At 64.2% G+C, this 16,453-nt stretch carries 17 protein-coding genes; 11 read left to right on the forward strand and 6 right to left on the reverse strand.

Going from position 1 to position 16,453, the window contains the following annotated elements; genetic code table 11:
• Positions 1-148: 148 nt before the first annotated feature.
• Positions 149-697: a carboxymuconolactone decarboxylase family protein gene (locus tag ACE103_RS37200; RefSeq protein WP_375777056.1), complete on the reverse strand. Its 549-nt coding sequence runs from the start codon at positions 695-697 to the stop codon at positions 149-151.
• A 194-nt stretch (positions 698-891) separates the two neighbouring features.
• Positions 892-1,806 carry a LysR family transcriptional regulator gene (locus ACE103_RS37205; RefSeq protein WP_375781264.1) on the reverse strand — a complete coding sequence of 305 codons (915 nt, stop codon included), beginning with the start codon at positions 1,804-1,806 and terminating at the stop codon, positions 892-894.
• A 116-nt stretch (positions 1,807-1,922) separates the two neighbouring features.
• Here ACE103_RS37205 and ACE103_RS37210 point away from each other — a divergent pair, with 116 nt between their 5' ends.
• The 3 genes from ACE103_RS37210 to rnk all read left to right on the forward strand — a co-directional run bounded on the left by ACE103_RS37210 (position 1,923) and on the right by rnk (position 3,756).
• The gene (locus tag ACE103_RS37210; RefSeq protein ID WP_375777057.1) at positions 1,923-2,489 is read left to right on the forward strand and encodes a chromate transporter; all 567 of its coding nucleotides are present in this window, start codon (positions 1,923-1,925) and stop codon (positions 2,487-2,489) included.
• Positions 2,486-3,016, forward strand: coding sequence for a chromate transporter (locus tag ACE103_RS37215; RefSeq protein ID WP_375777058.1), 531 nt, complete (start codon positions 2,486-2,488; stop codon positions 3,014-3,016). The genes ACE103_RS37210 and ACE103_RS37215 overlap by 4 nt, the downstream gene beginning before the upstream one ends.
• 320 nt (positions 3,017-3,336) lie before the next feature.
• Positions 3,337-3,756, forward strand: coding sequence for a nucleoside diphosphate kinase regulator (rnk, locus tag ACE103_RS37220; protein ID WP_375777059.1), 420 nt, complete (start codon positions 3,337-3,339; stop codon positions 3,754-3,756).
• Positions 3,757-4,017: 261 nt separating this feature from the next.
• Here rnk and ACE103_RS37225 read toward each other — a convergent pair whose 3' ends face one another.
• The 3 genes from ACE103_RS37225 to ACE103_RS37235 all read right to left on the reverse strand — a co-directional run bounded on the left by ACE103_RS37225 (position 4,018) and on the right by ACE103_RS37235 (position 6,358).
• Entirely contained in the window at positions 4,018-4,212 is a 195-nt protein-coding gene (locus tag ACE103_RS37225) for a hypothetical protein (RefSeq protein WP_163162778.1), read from the reverse strand.
• Positions 4,213-4,360: 148 nt separating this feature from the next.
• Positions 4,361-5,425 carry a ketopantoate reductase family protein gene (locus ACE103_RS37230; RefSeq protein ID WP_375777060.1) on the reverse strand — a complete coding sequence of 355 codons (1,065 nt, stop codon included), beginning with the start codon at positions 5,423-5,425 and terminating at the stop codon, positions 4,361-4,363.
• 123 nt (positions 5,426-5,548) lie between these two features.
• Positions 5,549-6,358, reverse strand: coding sequence for a LytTR family DNA-binding domain-containing protein (locus tag ACE103_RS37235; protein ID WP_375777061.1), 810 nt, complete (start codon positions 6,356-6,358; stop codon positions 5,549-5,551).
• 94 nt (positions 6,359-6,452) lie between these two features.
• On the opposite strand from ACE103_RS37235, the gene ACE103_RS37240 reads away from it, so the two are divergent.
• The 7 genes from ACE103_RS37240 to ACE103_RS37270 all read left to right on the forward strand — a co-directional run bounded on the left by ACE103_RS37240 (position 6,453) and on the right by ACE103_RS37270 (position 14,227).
• Positions 6,453-7,517 (forward strand): alpha/beta hydrolase family protein, encoded by a 1,065-nt coding sequence (locus ACE103_RS37240; RefSeq protein WP_375777062.1) that lies wholly within the window; start codon positions 6,453-6,455, stop codon positions 7,515-7,517.
• A gap of 199 nt (positions 7,518-7,716) precedes the next feature.
• Positions 7,717-8,940: a TetR family transcriptional regulator gene (locus ACE103_RS37245; protein ID WP_375777063.1), complete on the forward strand. Its 1,224-nt coding sequence runs from the start codon at positions 7,717-7,719 to the stop codon at positions 8,938-8,940.
• Positions 8,941-9,175: 235 nt separating this feature from the next.
• Positions 9,176-10,414, forward strand: coding sequence for a branched-chain amino acid ABC transporter substrate-binding protein (locus ACE103_RS37250; protein WP_223966933.1), 1,239 nt, complete (start codon positions 9,176-9,178; stop codon positions 10,412-10,414).
• 135 nt (positions 10,415-10,549) lie between these two features.
• Complete coding sequence (locus ACE103_RS37255; RefSeq protein WP_375777064.1) at positions 10,550-11,497, forward strand: branched-chain amino acid ABC transporter permease; 948 nt, start codon at positions 10,550-10,552, stop codon at positions 11,495-11,497.
• A complete protein-coding gene (locus ACE103_RS37260) occupies positions 11,494-12,786 on the forward strand; it encodes a branched-chain amino acid ABC transporter permease (RefSeq protein WP_375777065.1) in 1,293 nt (430 codons plus the stop codon). Before ACE103_RS37255 ends, ACE103_RS37260 begins: the two co-directional genes overlap by 4 nt.
• Positions 12,783-13,532, forward strand: coding sequence for an ABC transporter ATP-binding protein (locus ACE103_RS37265; RefSeq protein WP_223966929.1), 750 nt, complete (start codon positions 12,783-12,785; stop codon positions 13,530-13,532). The genes ACE103_RS37260 and ACE103_RS37265 overlap by 4 nt, the downstream gene beginning before the upstream one ends.
• Positions 13,532-14,227 (forward strand): ABC transporter ATP-binding protein, encoded by a 696-nt coding sequence (locus ACE103_RS37270; RefSeq protein WP_223966928.1) that lies wholly within the window; start codon positions 13,532-13,534, stop codon positions 14,225-14,227. The genes ACE103_RS37265 and ACE103_RS37270 overlap by 1 nt, the downstream gene beginning before the upstream one ends.
• Before the next feature lie 301 nt (positions 14,228-14,528).
• On the opposite strand, the gene ACE103_RS37275 is transcribed toward ACE103_RS37270, so the two are convergent.
• A complete protein-coding gene (locus ACE103_RS37275) occupies positions 14,529-15,491 on the reverse strand; it encodes an AraC family transcriptional regulator ligand-binding domain-containing protein (RefSeq protein ID WP_375777066.1) in 963 nt (320 codons plus the stop codon).
• 398 nt (positions 15,492-15,889) lie between these two features.
• Between ACE103_RS37275 and ACE103_RS37280 the strand changes: the two genes are divergently transcribed.
• Positions 15,890-16,444, forward strand: coding sequence for a hypothetical protein (locus ACE103_RS37280; protein ID WP_375777067.1), 555 nt, complete (start codon positions 15,890-15,892; stop codon positions 16,442-16,444).
• The last annotated feature ends 9 nt before the right edge of the window (positions 16,445-16,453 follow it).

Raw genomic sequence — 16,453 nt, forward strand, 5'->3', positions numbered from 1 at the left:
GCCTGCGGGGAGAGGTCGGAACGCATCGTTAGATGCGCTCCGGGTGAGGGGGAGCTTCCGCGAACACAACTATCGCCGTATTCGCGGAGACGGCCCCTCACCCCAACCCTCTCCCCGTAAGAACGGGGAGAGGGAGTGCAGCGTCAATTCAGCCATTCCAGGCATGGTCCTGCAATCCCGCCTCCAGCGGTGGATTGGTCACGCTGCCGGTGTAATTCGTGATGGTCGATGCCGCCACGATGGTAATCACTTCAAGCACGAGATCCTTGTAGAACCCGGCCGCCAGGAATCGTTCGATCTCCTCGTCGTCGAGCCGCCCACGCTTTTCGATCAGCGACCTCGCCAGCGTCGAGAGCGCACCGAGGGTCTTGTCGGCAGGCGAGCGGCCGGCACGCATCGCGTCGACATCTTCAGGATCGAGCCCGGCCTGCAAACCGAGCGCGGAATGCAGTGCGACCGCCCAGGTGCTGCCATTGGTCACCGCATCGGTGAGCAGCACGGTCTGGATCTGCTGCTCGGTGAAGCTGCCGCCGTGAACCTTGTCGAAGATGCCGATGAAGCTCTGGATCAGCACCGGCGACGTCGCCATCGTCGCCGCAAGGTTCGGGATCATGCCAAACCGCGCCTCGACGTCACGCAGTGCCGCCTTCGAGGCTTCCGGGGCGGAGTCGATCGCATGGACAGGAAAACGTGCCATTGAACTGCCTTTCACTGCGGTGATTGAACCCGAGGCCGCCGGACGCAACCGAGCTGTTGCGATCGACGCGTCGGCATCAGGGTTCGATGGCAGCTATCTAGCCGCGCCCCGACGCGCGCGTTCGCCAAACTCCCCACATTCCACGCCATCCGCGGCGCCTACGTTGACGCGCAGCTACGTTGCGCGACACTCCGTCAAACGGCGGCCCGGTCCTTCACCCGTCGCGCCACGATCCCGAGCAGGCGGCCGAGCGTGCCGGCGGCGGGGCCCTTCTTGCGCGCCAGTGCGAGCGGCGCGACGAGGCCGGTGGCGCGGTCGAGGCGGAGATAGGATACGCCTGCGGTCTCCAGCCGCGCCATCGATTCCGGCACGATCGAAATCCCGAGCCCCGCCGCGACGAGGCTCAGCGTCGACACCATCCGCGTCGCCTCCTGCGCCACTTTCGGGCTGAAGCCCGCTGCACGGCAGGCGGCGATGATGCTGTCGTAGAGGCCGGGCCCGGTCGGACGGCGGTAGAGGATCAGCGGCTCGTCGGCGAGCGAGGCCAGCGAGATCCGCCGGCGCGGGTCCTTGCGGGCGCGCGGATGATGATCGGGCAGCGCCACGAGCATCTCCTCGTCGAGCAGATGCGTGATCGTGAGGTTCGCCAGCCGCTCGCTCGGCGAGCGCACGAATGCGGCATCGAGCCGGTCGGCCTCGACGGCTTCGATCAGCTCGCCGGTCGAGGCCTCTTCCAACGACAGCGTAATCGCCGGCGCGCGCTCGCGCATTTCGCGCATCACGCCGGTGACGAAGGGATGGAAGGCGGCCGACGAGGTGAAGCCGATCGCAAGCTGCCCTTCCTGGCCGCGGCTCGCGCGGCGCGCGGCTTCCACGGCGAGCTCGGTATCGCGCAGGATCGCGCGCGCCTTGCCGACGAAGGCACGGCCGGCGGCGGTCAGCTCGACCCCGCGCGGCTGTCGGCGAAACAGCGGCGCGCCGATCGCGGCCTCCAGCGCGCGGATCTGCTGGCTCAGCGGCGGCTGCTGGATGCCGAGCCGCGCGGCGGCGCGGGTGATGTGACCTTCCTCGGCGACCGCGACGGCATAGCGGAGATGGCGCAGCTCGATCATCAGGGCGATCCATATGCAATAGATATGCAAATTCCCTTATCCATATATTGGATATTTGGCACGCGGCCAACTAAACTCAGCTCAACAACGAACGAACCGGAGCCCGCTCGCCGATGGACGCCACTCCCGCCGCACAGACCGCCAAGCATGACGCACCTGATATCGGCGAGTTGTTCACGGGCTTCTTCATTCTCGGACTGACCGGTTTCGGCGGCGTGCTGCCGCTGGCGCGGCACATGATGGTGGAGAAACGCGGCTGGCTGACTGGCGCCGAGTTCACCGACCTGCTCGGGCTCTGCCAGTTCCTGCCCGGCGGCAACATCATCAACATGTCGGTGGCGGTCGGGCTGAAGTTTCGCGGCATTCCCGGCGCGTTCGCTTCCATCCTCGGCCTGATCGCGGTGCCGACCGCGGTCGTGATCGGCCTCGGCGTGATCTATGGCCGCTTTGCCGACGACCCGGTAGTGCGTCATTTGTTCGGCGGCCTCGCCGCCGCGGCGGCCGGGCTGCTGATCTCGACCGCGATCAAGATCGCCTGGCCGTTGCGGCGCGATGTGCTCGGGCTTGTCATCGGCGCGCTCTGCGTGCTCGCGATCGCGGTGTTCAGATTGCCGCTGCTGCCGACCTTGTTGACGCTCGCGCCGCTCAGCATTTTCCTCCGATCGAGGCAGGCGTCATGACGGCAACCCTGGTCACGCTCGCATTGATCTTCGCCGAGCTGTCGCTGCTCGCGTTCGGCGGCGGCAACACCATCCTGCCGGAGATGCAGCGCCAGGTGGTCGACATCCATCACTGGATGACGGCGCAGGAATTCGGCGCGCTGTTCGCGCTGGCGCAGGCCGCGCCTGGGCCAAACATGATGGTGGTCCCGCTGGTCGGCTGGCATGTCGCCGGTTTCTCCGGCGTATTGGTGACCTCGCTCGCCAAGTTCGGGCCATCGTCGCTCGTCACCGGCTTCGCACTTCGGCTCTGGGAACGCTTCAAGGACCGGCCGTGGCGCCGCACAGTGCAGGCCGGGCTCGTTCCGGTCACCGCCGGCCTCGTCACCGCCAGCGCCATCGTGATCACCCATTCGTCGACCTCGGGCTGGGGCACCATCCTGATCGCGGCCATGGTCGCGATCGCGACCACCACGACCCGCATCCATCCGCTGCTCGCGCTCGCCGCCGGCGCGGTGCTCGGCCTCACCGGCATCGGCCAGCCCTGACGCAAAGCCGTTGCGGCGATGTCGCGTCGTTCCGCGGCACGCGCATGCGCGCTTTCGCCGCAATGGATGCAACGTCATGAGCGGCTATGTTGATAGTGCCATGATCGACATGTTGAGCATCGACACCCGCATTGCGCGCTTCGGTTTGCGCGCTGGACGTCTGCACGCAGGCACTTAGCCGGCCGGCGATCGCGCGCCGTCCGGATTCTCGTCATCGTCAAAATCATCGCTTCATCGAAATCATTCGCTCCGTCGCGTCGCGTCAGACATCCGCGCGACGGCGTCGCCGCGCCTGCGACCAACCGCAAAGATCATCCGACATGACCCGAACCATTCAGAACGACTTCACCGCTCCCGCATTGCCGCCGATCGTGATCACCGCGAGCGAGGCGCATCGCCTCAGCGCGCTGGCCGATTCCAGCATGGCGGTGTTTCCCCGCGTGGCCCAGTTCCTCGCCCGCGAGACCGACCGCGCCCAGGTCGTCGCCGACGATTCCGAACTGCCCGACGTGGTCCGCATGGGCTCGCGCGTGCGCTACCGCGACGACGAGACCGGCGACGTCAGGGAAGTCGTGCTGGTGTACCCGCACGAAGCCGACATCGCGCTGCGACGGATCTCGGTGCTGACGCCGGTCGGCGCCGCGCTGATCGGGCTTTCAGTCGGACAGACGATCGATTTCCAGACCCCGAGCCACCGGACACGCGCGGTGACGATCTTGGCCGTGAAGCAGCAGAGTTAGCGGCGTGTAAGGGAGCCACCGCGAGGAGGGCTCCCTCTCCCCTTGTGGGAGAGGGTTGGGGAGAGGGGTGCCACACGACGTGCTCTCTCCGAATTCGTTGCGGCGACATGCGAACACGATTGCGCGGTCAGAGCCCTCGTCAATCATCTCGCCCGGGGCCACCCCTCTCCCCAACCCTCCCCCACAAGGGGGGAGGGAGCCTGCTTAGCGCGCTCACCTCACGAGGATAGGTTCCGATACCCGAACGCCATGTTCGCAATCCTACGCCGCCAAATGGCACTGCCCCATCTCGAGGCCGTGCCGGCGCCCGCGCGCGATGCCTTCGGCGATCGCCTTCACGACGATCTCGGCATCGTCGGGGGAAAGATGGTCGAGCGGCTGCCAGGCGCGCATGATGTCGCGCGCGCGATCGAGGTCGCCATAGATGGCAAGGAGAGGAAGCGATTTGATCGGCATGTCGGTGGCTCCCAACCGCAAATCTCGTGCGAGCCTACCTCAGCTGAACAAGTCGAGCCATGCGTTCGGTAGCTGCGATTGCGCGCTTTGCCGAGCGCCGACGCATGGCGAGGGCGCTTCCCGCCCCCGCCATCAAGGTGCGTTCCCGTTACTGGGCGCCCGAGCCGCCCTGCACGATCTTCTCGTTCAGCTTCTGATCGACGGTCTCCACCGTGCGGTCGATCTCGGCGCTCGGCGTGCCGAGCTGGTGCGAGATCAGCTTTACCAAGAGATCGACGCGCTCGATGAACGGCGCGCCAGCGGCGACCGCTCGGGCCGCCGATGACGGCTTGAGCAGGCTTTCCGCCGCCTTGGCGTATTTCGCGAACGGCACCTGATCGGCAGGATCGGCGCCGAGCTTGCGCGCGATGCCATCGACATGGTCATAGATCGCCTGCGATCGCGTCAGATCGCCGTGGACGGCGTCGCGGATCGACTGCGGCTCAGTGGGCGTGATGCAGCGATAATTGCCGGTCAGCAGCATCGACCATTTCGCCAGCGGCACGAACAGCGAATCGAACACTTTCAGCTTCACCGGAACGTCCTGGCCGTCGAGCGTCACCGCGTCGATGTCGGCTTCGAGCTCGCGCAGCACCTTGTTGTGCTTGTCGTCGGCGAAAACGGAAGCCTTGAAATTGGTCGGGAGGCCGACATGCAGCACGTTGGCCTTCTCCTCCGGCGGCCGGAACGCCTGCGGATCCGGCGAGCACAGCGTGACGAGGCCCGGCTCGAAGCGCTCCCACACCTGCGCGTTGGTGTAGGCTTCCTCGAGGTCCATGCCGGCGAGCGCGGGGATCCGCTTCAGATACGGCAGCGGCGGCATGTTCATGATCGAGAGGCAGGGCAGCTTCGCCGCCGCGATCTTGATCATCAGCATGCGAACCGTGTGGTTGGTGTATTGCGGCTCCTGCATCGCAAGGCCGACCATGTCGTAGCGCGACACGTCGACCTCGGCGGGCGTGACGGCGTCGAGCTTGCCCGGCAGGTCGCGCGAGAAGATCGAGCGATGCTGCTTCTCGTCACGCAGCTTGATGCGCACCTCGGTGCCGTCGCGGTTGATCAGATCAGCGGTGTTCTTCCGGCACACCAGGGACACGTTGTGCCCCGCCATCAGAAGCTTGGTCCCCAGCAGGGAGCCGTAGGAAGCCCCAAGGATCAGAATGTTGCGCGCCATGTTTCCTCTCTCAAGACCAATCCCGGACCTCTTGCCGGCGGTCCGTGGTATACCAGATACTTGTCTTACGATGTTCCGGCGATCTGGCCAAGCGCCTTGGCGCGATGATGCGGATTGGTCGGCTTAGGCGCCGAGCGGCATTCTATCCTGCTGATTACGCAGTAGTTTCTGTCCGGCGCGGCTCACCGGCAGCACCAGATTGTCGTCGAGCCGGACGCCGAGCCGGCCGGACTGACGCGTCAGCCCGCGGACGGCGGTGTGGGCGACCCAGTGCGACCGATGGATCCGCACCCCGGTTTCCGGGCCCAGGGCTGCGACGGCATCGGCGAGCTTGATCAGGATCAGGGCCTCACCACGATCGGTGCGCACGCGGACATAATGGTCCTCCGCGCTCAGGGACAGGATGGCCGCGCTGCGGAGCGCAAACGGCAATTTCGACCGGAACGAGCAAGCTGTGGCCAGCGGGGACGTCGGCTGTGACGGGGCGATGGCAGGATCGGTGGCTCCGACGTGCACCCGCCGGACCGCCCAGACCAGCGGGCCGAGGAACAGGTTGATGGACAGCACCTGCAGGGTGAGGTCGCGGTAAGTCACGAAGGGAAGTGCCTGCGGCGCCAGCAGCCATAACAATTGTTGAACGATCCAGCCGCCGGCCGGCGCAACCGCCACCGCGACGCCGATCGCGGCCCAGAGCGGCTCGGCGCCGGAGAACAGATAGCGCCGCACCAGCGCCGTCACGCCAATGACCAGGGTGGTGATCAGCAACGCGCCCACAACGAAATGGACCAGCCGCGTCAGCAACCCCATACCGACATAGGTGCCGAACGCGCCCACGATCGCGAGCCCGACACCGGTCACCACAGGCAGCACCAGCGCGGCGTGGCGCCGCGGCAAGGCCATTGAATCCTGGCGAAAAAGCTCGGTGATGGTCATTGGCGAATAAGAACTGCCGTTCGCGAAGTGGACGTGGACCCGAGACCGCCCCTTCCTATAGCAGCCGGACGGTCGATCATTCGAGGACTCGCATATGAAATTTTCGTTGGTTCCGGCGGCTCGCCTTCCGCTGCTCTGCTCCTGCCTCTGGTCCTGTCTTGGCTTGCTGGCCCTCCCGGTCCTGATGCCCCCCTCCGCGGCCGAGGCGACCGAGGCGGGCTGGCGCCAGATCACGATCCCGGTCTCCGCCACCAATCCGACGGCGATCCCCGTCGCACTTTATTACCCGACCCAAACGCCGGCCCGCGCCATCCCGATGGGGCCGTCCACGGTCCGGGCGGCGATCGGGGCGCCGCCAGACGCGAAGGTCAAGGGGCTGATCATCATCAGCCATGGGACGGGCGGCTCCGAGCTCGGGCATACCAGCCTGGCGGAGGCGCTGGCCCGGCACGGCTATCTGGTCGCGGCCCTGCGGCATCCCGGCGACAATTGGGAGGATCATTCGATCTGGCAGCAGCCGCCGGGGACATTCTTCACCGAGCGTCCACGCCAGGCGTCGCGGGTGATCGATGCGCTGCTGGCCGACCCCGAATGGAAGGACAAGATTGCAACCGACGTGCAGGGTCCGCGTATCGGGGCGGTCGGACACTCCGCCGGCGGCTACACCGTGATCGCGCTGGCGGGCGGCCAGGTCGACCTGTCCCGCATCGGCGAGCATTGCAGAATCGACAGCAAGGACGATCCCTTGTTCTGCAGCATGGGGGGCAGCTCCAAATCACCGCCCGCCACGACATTGCTGCCGACGGCGACCGATCCGCGCGTGCGCGCGGTGGTCGCAATGGCACCGGCCGGCGTGTTCTTCACCGCCGCATCGCTCGCCGCGATCAAGATACCGACCGCGGTCTATGCCGCCGAACGCGACCGCTGGCTGGTGCCGCGGTTCCATGCCGAGTGGATCGCACAGAATGTGCCGCACGCCGAATTTCACATGATCCCCAACGCGTGGCACTTCGCCTTCATGGACCGCCCCGGCACACCGATCCAGACCCTGGATGGCGACGCCGCGGCAGATCCACCCGGCTTCGATCGCGAGGTGCTGCTCACGCAGTTGCGCAAGGATCTGCCCGCCTTCTTCGACAAGGCATTTGCGCAGGAGTAGATGGCGACGCAGCAGACCGTGTCGGGATCGCGCTGATCCAACGAGACGGGATCATGATGCGCGCCGCCGCGTCATGATCTCTTGCTCCGGATCACGCGATAGGACGTTGGTCGGATCAAATCGGCGATTGAAAGTCCCACGCCGAGAGGATTATCTCCCGTCTGGATTGGCATCCGGCAACCGGAAAGGGCATCGGAGCTTGCAAGTCGCTGCGCTGACGGATCGAGCTGAAGAGATTCTGGTCGCTGCATCCCGGCTGTTTGCCCGCCACTCCTATGCCAATGTCACGATGGAGCAGGTTGCGGCGGCGGTACAGGCCGTGCCGGGCGCGCTGTATCATCACTTCCGCGACAAGGAAGACCTGATCTTTCATTGCTACCTGCGCGGCCTCGCGATCTACAGGCGCGAGATGGAGGCGGCCGCCGAGCCCGGCATCGATGGGCTCGAGATCGTCAGGCGCTTTGTGCGCGGCAGGCTGCGGTCCGAAGCCCAGCGCATGATCCTGTTCACCGATATCGATGCGCTGGCTGCGCCCTACAGCAGCGAAGTCCATGCCAAGCGCTGGCAGAATGCCGCCTGGCTTGCGGACATTCTGGATCGGGGCGTGGCGGACGGCTCGATTACCTGCGACGAACCGCTGCTCACCGCGGTGGCGCTCATCTCCATTCTGGATTGGGTGCCGTTCTGGCTGTCCGAACGCGACTACTATACGCGCCAGCAGGCGATCGATGCCATCGATGACATCATCACGCATGGCGTTTACCGGCGCGAGATCGCGGTTCCCGAGATACCCGAACCGCTCAGCCTTGCGCCGTTCCTGGAGTCGCGTGCGGCGTTGAACAAGCGGGCCGCGAAGTTCGACAGGATGCTTTCGATTGCTTCCGACAGCTTCAACCGAAGGGGCGCGTCAGGCACGTCGCTCGAGAGCATCGCCGTGGATGCGGGCATGACCCGCGCCGGCATCTACTATCACTTCAGTGAAAAGGAGAGCCTGTTGCTGGCGTGCCTGCGGCGCGGGCTCGCCGGCGAGATCAGCATTCGCGAGCACCTGCAACGGCACAGCCTCGGCGCATTCGATCACATCGTGCAGAGGATCCGCCTTCTGCTGATGCTGCACGACACGCCCTGCGGTCCGAAGGCGACCTACCACAACATCAACTATCTCAATGACGTCGACCGGAAAGCCTACGTCGGAGACGTGCTGGCGACGATCCGGCAGGACCAGGACAGCTATCAGTGCTGGATCGACGAGGGCTGCTTCCGCCGCATCGATACCTACTTCGCAGAGCGCATTCTGACCGGAATGGGCCATTGGTATCCGATCTGGTTCAAGACCAGGCGCGACTGGTCTCCGGCAGAGATCGCCGATCATTTCGCGCGGTTGTTTCTCGCGGGCCTCAAGCCGCGCCGGCGTCCGACCTGAGCATCGGTTCCAGAATGCTGGGCGGGCGGGCGAACGCCGGCCTCATCCAAAAGTTTACTTCTAATTCAAAACAGCGACCAATTCCGAAGCCATATAGCCTATAACATCATACTACCTTCCACTAAAACTTGACGCCAAATTCAAAGCGAAAGTTGCGAAGGCGCTGCAATTGGGGTTATGAGACGGCCTCGATCGCTTAAGATCAATCAAAACACGAGCAAGGGAGGAACGCAGAATGCATAGGCTGATCATTGCCGCCGCGGCAGCGCTGACGGTGTTGGGAGGCGCGGCGTCCGCGCAGGAATCCATCAAGATCGGCTATATCGATCCGCTCTCCGGCGGCGGCGCCAGCGTTGGCGAAGGCGGCCTGAAGACGTTTCAGTATCTCGCCGACGAGCTGAACGCCAAGGGCGGCATCCTCGGCCACAAGGTCGAGATCGTCCCGCTCGACAACAAGACCAATCCGCAGGAAAGCCTGGTGCAGGCGCAGAAGGCGGTCGACGCCGGCATCCACTACATCACCCAGGGCAACGGCTCGTCGGTCGGTGCGGCGCTGGAAGACTTCGTCACCAAGAACAACTCGCGCAACCCCGGCAAGGAAGTGCTGTACTTCAACTACGCCGCGGTCGATCCGAGCATGACCAACGAGAAGTGCAGCTACTGGCATTTCCGCTGGGATGCGAACTCGGACATCAAGATGGAAGCGCTGACCAACTACATGAAGGACCAGGCGTCCATCAAGAAGGTCTATCTGATCAACATGGACTACTCGTTCGGCCAGTCGGTGCGCACCGCGGCGCGCAAGATGCTGGGCGAAAAGCGGCCGGACATCCAGGTCGTCGGCGACGAACTGCACCCGATGCTCAAGGTCACCGACTTCTCGCCCTACATCGCCAAGATCAAGGCGTCCGGCGCCGACACCGTCGTGACCGGCAACTGGGGCCAGGACTTCGCGCTGCTGCTGAAGGCCGCGGCCGATGCCGGCCTCAAGGTCAACTGGTACACCTATTATGCCGGCGGCGCCGGTGGGCCGACCGCGATCAAGCAGACCGGCCTCGAGAACCAGGTGTTCCAGATCAGCGAAGGCGTGCCGAACTCCGGCAACAAGGCGGCGATGGATTTCGAGAAGGACTTCCGCGCCAAGACCGGCATTTCCGTGTGGTATCCGCGCGCTGTCAATGAGATGCGGATGTTCAAGGCCGCCGCGGAGAAGGCCAATTCGATCGATCCGGTGAAAGTCGCCGCCGCCCTCGAGGGCATGAAGTTCGAAGTGTTCGACGGCGGCGATGGCTTCATGCGCAAGGACGACCACCAGTTCTTCCAGCCGATCTACATCTCCTCGTTCGGCTCGCTGACCGACAAGGCCAAGGAGCCGTTCGACGAAGAGAACACCGGCTGGGGCTGGCACATCGTCTCCAAGATCGACACCGACAAAACGATGCTTCCGACCACCTGCAACATGAAGCGGCCCTGATCGGCCGCTGCAAGGCGCCTCCGCGACCACAGGGTTGCGGAGGCGTTCGCCTTCCGGCAGCGTGATGGTGCCGTAGTTCATTTCACCGACAGGTTATTGATCACGTGAACCGTTCCAGTCTCAAGCGGGTGCGCCGTGGCTGAGCTCATCGTCATCTCGACACTCAACGGCGTGCTGTTCGGCATGCTGTTGTTTCTGCTGTCCAGCGGACTCACCGTCATCTTCAGCATGATGGGCGTGCTCAACTTCGCGCATGCGAGCTTCTACATGCTGGGCGCGTTCTTCGGCTTTCAGCTCACCCGCTGGATCGGTTTCTGGCCGGCGCTGGTGATCGCACCGCTCCTGGTCGGTGTGGTCGGCATGGGCGTCGAGCGCTACGGCCTGCGCAACACCCACAAGCACGGCCATGTCGCCGAGCTGCTGCTGACCTTCGGTCTCGCCTTCGCGATCGAGGAAATCGTCTCAATGATCTGGGGCAAGAGCCCGGTCGACTATCGGGTTCCGGCCGCACTCGACTTTCCGGCCTTCACCGTGTTCTCCACCAACTACCCCGCCTACAAGATCTTCATGCTGGTGGTCTCGGTCGTGATCTTCATCGCGCTGCTGGTCACGCTGAAGCGGACGCGGGTCGGCCTCATCGTGCAGGCCGCGCTGACCCACCCGAGCATGGTCGGCCATCTCGGCCACAATGTCGGCCGCGTGTTCATGCTGGTGTTCGGCGTCGGCAGCGCGCTGGCGGGTCTTGCCGGCGTCATCGCCGGCCCCTCGCTGGTGACGCAGTCCGACATGGCCGCGCTGCTCGGGCCGATCCTGTTCGTCGTCATCGTGTTCGGTGGCCTCGGTTCGTTGCCCGGCGCCTTCATCGCCTCGCTCCTGATCGGGCTGATCCAGACTTTTGCGGTCGCGCTCAACGGTTCGCTCGCCAGCCTGTTCGGGCCGCTTGATCCGAGCCTCGGCGCCTCGCCGCTGACCGACATCTGGAACGTCACGATCGCGCAGATCGCGCCGATCCTGCCCTATCTGCTGCTGGTGCTGGTGCTGATCTTCCGCCCCATGGGCCTGTTGGGGACGCGCGAGTCATGACGAACGCTGTGACCCCCGCTCCCGCAATGGCCAAAGAAGAGTCCGGCAGCGCCCTGAGCTTCTATGGCATCTGGCTGCTCGCAGCCGCCGCGCTCGTCGTGCTGCCGCTGGTGTTCTCCTCCGGCGGCTCGCTGACCTCGTTCAGCCTGATCGGCATCGCGATCATCTTCGCGCTGTCCTACAACATCCTGCTCGGCCAGACCGGCCTGTTGTCGTTCGGCCACGCCGTGCAGTACGGTCTCGGCGGCTTCCTCGCCGTGCATGCCATGAATGCGGTCGCAAGCCACAACTGGCCGATCCCGCTGCCGGTGATCCCGCTGATGGGCGGCATCGGCGGCATGGCCTTCGCATTGCTGGTCGGCTGGGTCATGACCAAGCGCGCCGGCACGGTGTTTGCGATGATCTCGCTCGGCATCGGCGAACTGGTCGCCTCGTCGTCGCTGATCCTGCGCAGCGTGTTCGGCGGCGAATCCGGCATCACCACCGACCGCACCTCGCTGATGCCGCTGTTCGGCTGGACCTTCGGGCCGCAGATCCAGGTCTACTATTTGATCGCGTTCTGGGTGCTGATCTCCGCGATCGCGATGTACGCGCTGACCCGCACGCCGCTCGGGCGCATCTGCAACGCGGTGCGCGACAATCCGGAACGGGTCGAGTTCATCGGCTACGATCCGCATGTGGTGCGCTATCTCGCCTACATGTTCGCCGGCTTCTTCGCCGGCATCGCCGGCGGCCTGACCGCGATCAACTTCGAGATCGCCAACTCGGCCTATCTCGGCGCGACCCAGTCGGGCCTCGTGCTGTTCTCGGCGTTCATCGGCGGCACCGCCTATTTCTTCGGTCCGATCCTCGGCGCCATCCTGGTGACCTATCTGCAGCTCGGGCTGACCAGCGTCACCTCGGTCTGGCAGCTCTATTTCGGCATCATCTTCATCGGCATCGTGATGTTCGCACCCGGTGGCATCGCCGGCATCCTGATGAAGCACCGTCCGCTGATCCGCGCCGGCACACTCAGTGCCGTGATCTCGTCCTACCTGGTCGCGGCGATCCCGACGCTGGCGTTCGCGCTCGGCATCATCCTGACCATCGAAACCGTCGCGCGCTTCTCCGGTGGCGACCCAATCAACTTGCTCGGCATTCCCTTCGTCGCAGCCGCGCCGACCACCTGGGCGGCCGCGGCGGTACTGGTCGTCGGCGGCTTCCTGGTCGCGCGCATCACCTGGCGACGCATTGCGGAAGCCTGGGATCGCGCCGCGACGGTGGCCCGTGATCGGGGGTATCTGGCATGACCGCTGCCATCCAAGTCAACGCCGTCGAGAAGAGCTTCGGCAATGTGTCCATCATCCGCGATCTCAATCTGAGCGTCGCCAAGGGCGAGCGTCACGCCATCATCGGCCCGAACGGCGCCGGCAAGTCGACGACGTTCAACCTGATCAGTGGCTACATCAAGCCGACCTCCGGCGAGATCCGGTTGAACGGCGAGGTCACCTCGGGCCTGCGGCCGTTCGAGATCAACCGGCGCGGGCTGTCGCGCTCGTTCCAGGTCACCAACGTGTTCGCCCGCATGACGGTGTGGGAGAACGTCCGCTGCGCCGTGCTGTGGGCGACCGGCCATCGCTACGCGTTCTGGAAGAACGTCGACAACCTGCCCGAGGTGAAGCAGCGGACCGCGCAGATTCTCGACGACATCCATCTCACCCATCGCCGCGACGTGCCGGCAGGCTTGCTCACCTATGCCGAGCAGCGCGAGCTGGAGATCGGCATCACGATCGCCGGCGGCGCCAGCGTCATCATGCTGGACGAACCGACCGCGGGCATGAGCCATGCCGAGACCGAGCGCGCCGTCGCGCTGATCCGCCGCCTCACCGAAGGACGCACGCTCGTGATCGTCGAGCACGACATGAGCGTGGTGTTCGGCCTCGCCGACCGCATCTCGGTGCTGGTCTACGGCCACATCATCGCTTCCGGAACGCCAGAGGAAATCCGCGGCAATCCGAAGGTCAAGGAAGCCTATCTCGGCGAGGAGGTCGACTGATGCTCGAGGTCAGGAATCTCCACGCCTATTACGGCAAGAGCCACATCCTGCAGGGTGTCGATCTCGACATCGCCGCCGGCGAGGTCGTCAGCCTGCTCGGGCGCAACGGCGTCGGCCGCTCGACCACCGTCAAGGCGATCATGGGCGAGGTGCCGCCACAGGGCACCATCCGCTTCAAGGGCCAGGACATCGCAGGCCTGCCGAGCCACAAGATCGCCCGCCTCGGGCTCGGCTACGTGCCCGAGCATCGCGACATCTTCCCGAGCCTGACGGTGCGCCAGAACCTGATTCTCGGCATCAAGGACCCGCGCCGCCCCGGCAAGTGGCGGCTGCAGGAGATGCTCGACATGTTCCCCAACCTCGCCCGCCGCGCCGACACGCCGGCCGGCGTGCTGTCGGGCGGCGAGAAGCAGATGCTGACCACCTGCCGCACGCTGCTCGGCGATCCCGAGCTGATGATGATCGACGAGCCGACCGAGGGCCTCGCGCCACTGATCGTGCAGCAGGTCGGCGAATTGATCGCCCGGATCGCCAAGGCCGGCGTCGCCATCCTGCTGGTCGAGCAGAAGCTCTCGATCGCGATGAAGATCTCGAACCGAGTCTACATCATGGGCCACGGCCGCGTGGTGTTCGAAGGCACCCCCGACCAGCTCAAGGCCAACGCCGCCGTCCGCGAGGAATGGCTGGAGGTTTGAGGCGAGTTGCCGTCCGGGCTGCCGTGGTCTCAAGGAATCCACAAATGTCGGCGTCGCGACACCGGGTCAATTCAGGAAAACGACCCAGATCAGCGCAATCAAGAGACTGTGAAACAAAACTATCGAAGCCAGGAATAGCCAGTCGTCCTTGCTCATAAGGCCGAACACCGCGACCCTGGTGCGGCGCCAGCGAAGCGCGAGTCGAGACAAGAAGCTTGAACGCATGGCACTCGCCTAGCGGAATACGGCCCGCCAAGTCTTGCTGTTCTGTGCCAGGGATTTGAGGGCTTGTGTCAGCCCATCACCGAATGCCGTTCGAATCACGATAGGCCGTGGGCGTGAGGCCCGTCCAGCGGACGAAAGCATGCGTGAACGAGCTGACCTCGCTGTAGCCCAGCAACCATGCGATTTGAGAAATCGGCAGCTCCGCTTCTTCAAGATAGCGGCGCGCAAGTCCGATTCGAAACGTCTCGAGAACATTCAGAAAGCCCGTCCCCTCGGACAGCAGCGCCCGAGCGAGCGTTCTCCGACTCATACCAAGACGGCGCGCAATCGCCTCGGCATTGGCTTTGCCGTGCGGAAGCGACTGGGCGATCTGAGCTTCAACGCGAGACCGCACGCTGGTCCTTCCCGATGCTCGGTGGTTTAGCGCCTCGTCGGCATATTGAAGCAACATCTTGTTAAGGTGCAGATCAGCCCCCACGACAGGTAATGCGCCGATCTGCGAAGAAAACAGGAGGTCATCCCTATCCGCCGCAAACTTGATCTCGCAACCCAGAAGAGATCGCACTTCCAAAGGTGTTTCGCGCCTGTAGTGCTTCAACTGAATTCGCCTTGGGACCAGCCTGCCGTCAGTCAATGCTCGGCAAATACGGACAAGCGCAATCAGCCAAAATTCAGCGTGGTGGCGATCGGACGACCGGTCGATGTTGACATACTCGAATCCGATGGCGAAGCCGCGCGCCAGAGAAATCCGCAGCCGCACGCCTTCGTTGTTGATCGCGCAGTAGCGTCCCCCATTTTGCAGAGCGTCGGCGAGATCCTCCGATGATGCCATGACGTAGTACAGAAGCCCGATCTCCCCCATCTCAAAACCCTGCGCCAGATGGAATCCGAAGCAGTCGTCCTGCAGTTCCTTGGCCGCGAGCTCAAGCAGTCTCATCTGCGCCCGCGCGTCGATGCGGCGCTTGCGGTCCTCAACATCATTGATCGTCAGGCCTGCGGCTGACACGATCGGAGCAAGCTCAATTTGTGCATCGCGCATTCGGGCGCATGCGAGACGCGCTATCCCCCCGGCAGAGCTCGGTATCGATGGCAAGCCGCTTACGAGGCGTTTGGCGATCTTCATCTGGCACCGAACTATGTCGTCGCTAAGCGTCGACGGCTTCGAGCACCGTATTTTGACCTATGTCAAACAAGGCCATCCGTTCGAGGCATCCAGCCTGACAAAACCTCGCAATTAAATGACCCAGGTTCACAAGACGCCATGGAGGCAAATCATCTAGCCAATTGCTTCGCGGCCGTTCCATTTCTGCCTTGAAACGACGGCAGTTGACTTCCAATTGGACCCGCAAGGACGAACCTGTAATGCGCTTGGTCAAGCATGCAAATTCGGCGGCAGGGACGTTCGCCGCCGAAACGGCTCGCCGTTTGAGCTAAGTCGTGGTTCGCCAAACAGGCGCCCAACTGAGCGGCGTTCATCGTTCAATTCATTTCCTCATCATTGAAACCGGGGCTGCGGGCACTTGGCGTTACTCGTTTTTCATCGGCGATCGCAACTTCTCGGGAACGGTGCAGGCTGTCTTGGGATTGCTGGCGGCTCGCCGCGTGAGGATGAAGATCGATCGGGCGTTAAGGCAAAACGCGTCGATAGAGGCCCATACCGACACCGCGTTCAAGCCGGATGGGCCTCCCAATCCAATCGCGCCCCCGCCCGCAGCAAGTAGCAGCGCTTCAAACAGCTTCCGCGACCGTCCAGAGTTGATGTCGCCGCAGTCCGAAGGTTCGAGCACCGTCGCGTTTAGCTGCGCCGGCTGCAGCGTCATTTACCAGACCGTGCAGGTCAGCATTGCGGCGAAGGGAGTCTTCCGCTGCACAGCCTGTTACCAGCCGGTCCATCGCTGGGATGGCGCATATGATTATCGCAGCTGGCAGCGGCTGGAGATGGAGGTCGAGACGCTCCCTCTGCTCGTCCCACCCACCGATCCCAAAGAATAGCGCCGCTGC

The organism is Bradyrhizobium sp. ma5 (genome assembly GCF_042258955.1).
Classification (GTDB): domain Bacteria; phylum Pseudomonadota; class Alphaproteobacteria; order Rhizobiales; family Xanthobacteraceae; genus Bradyrhizobium.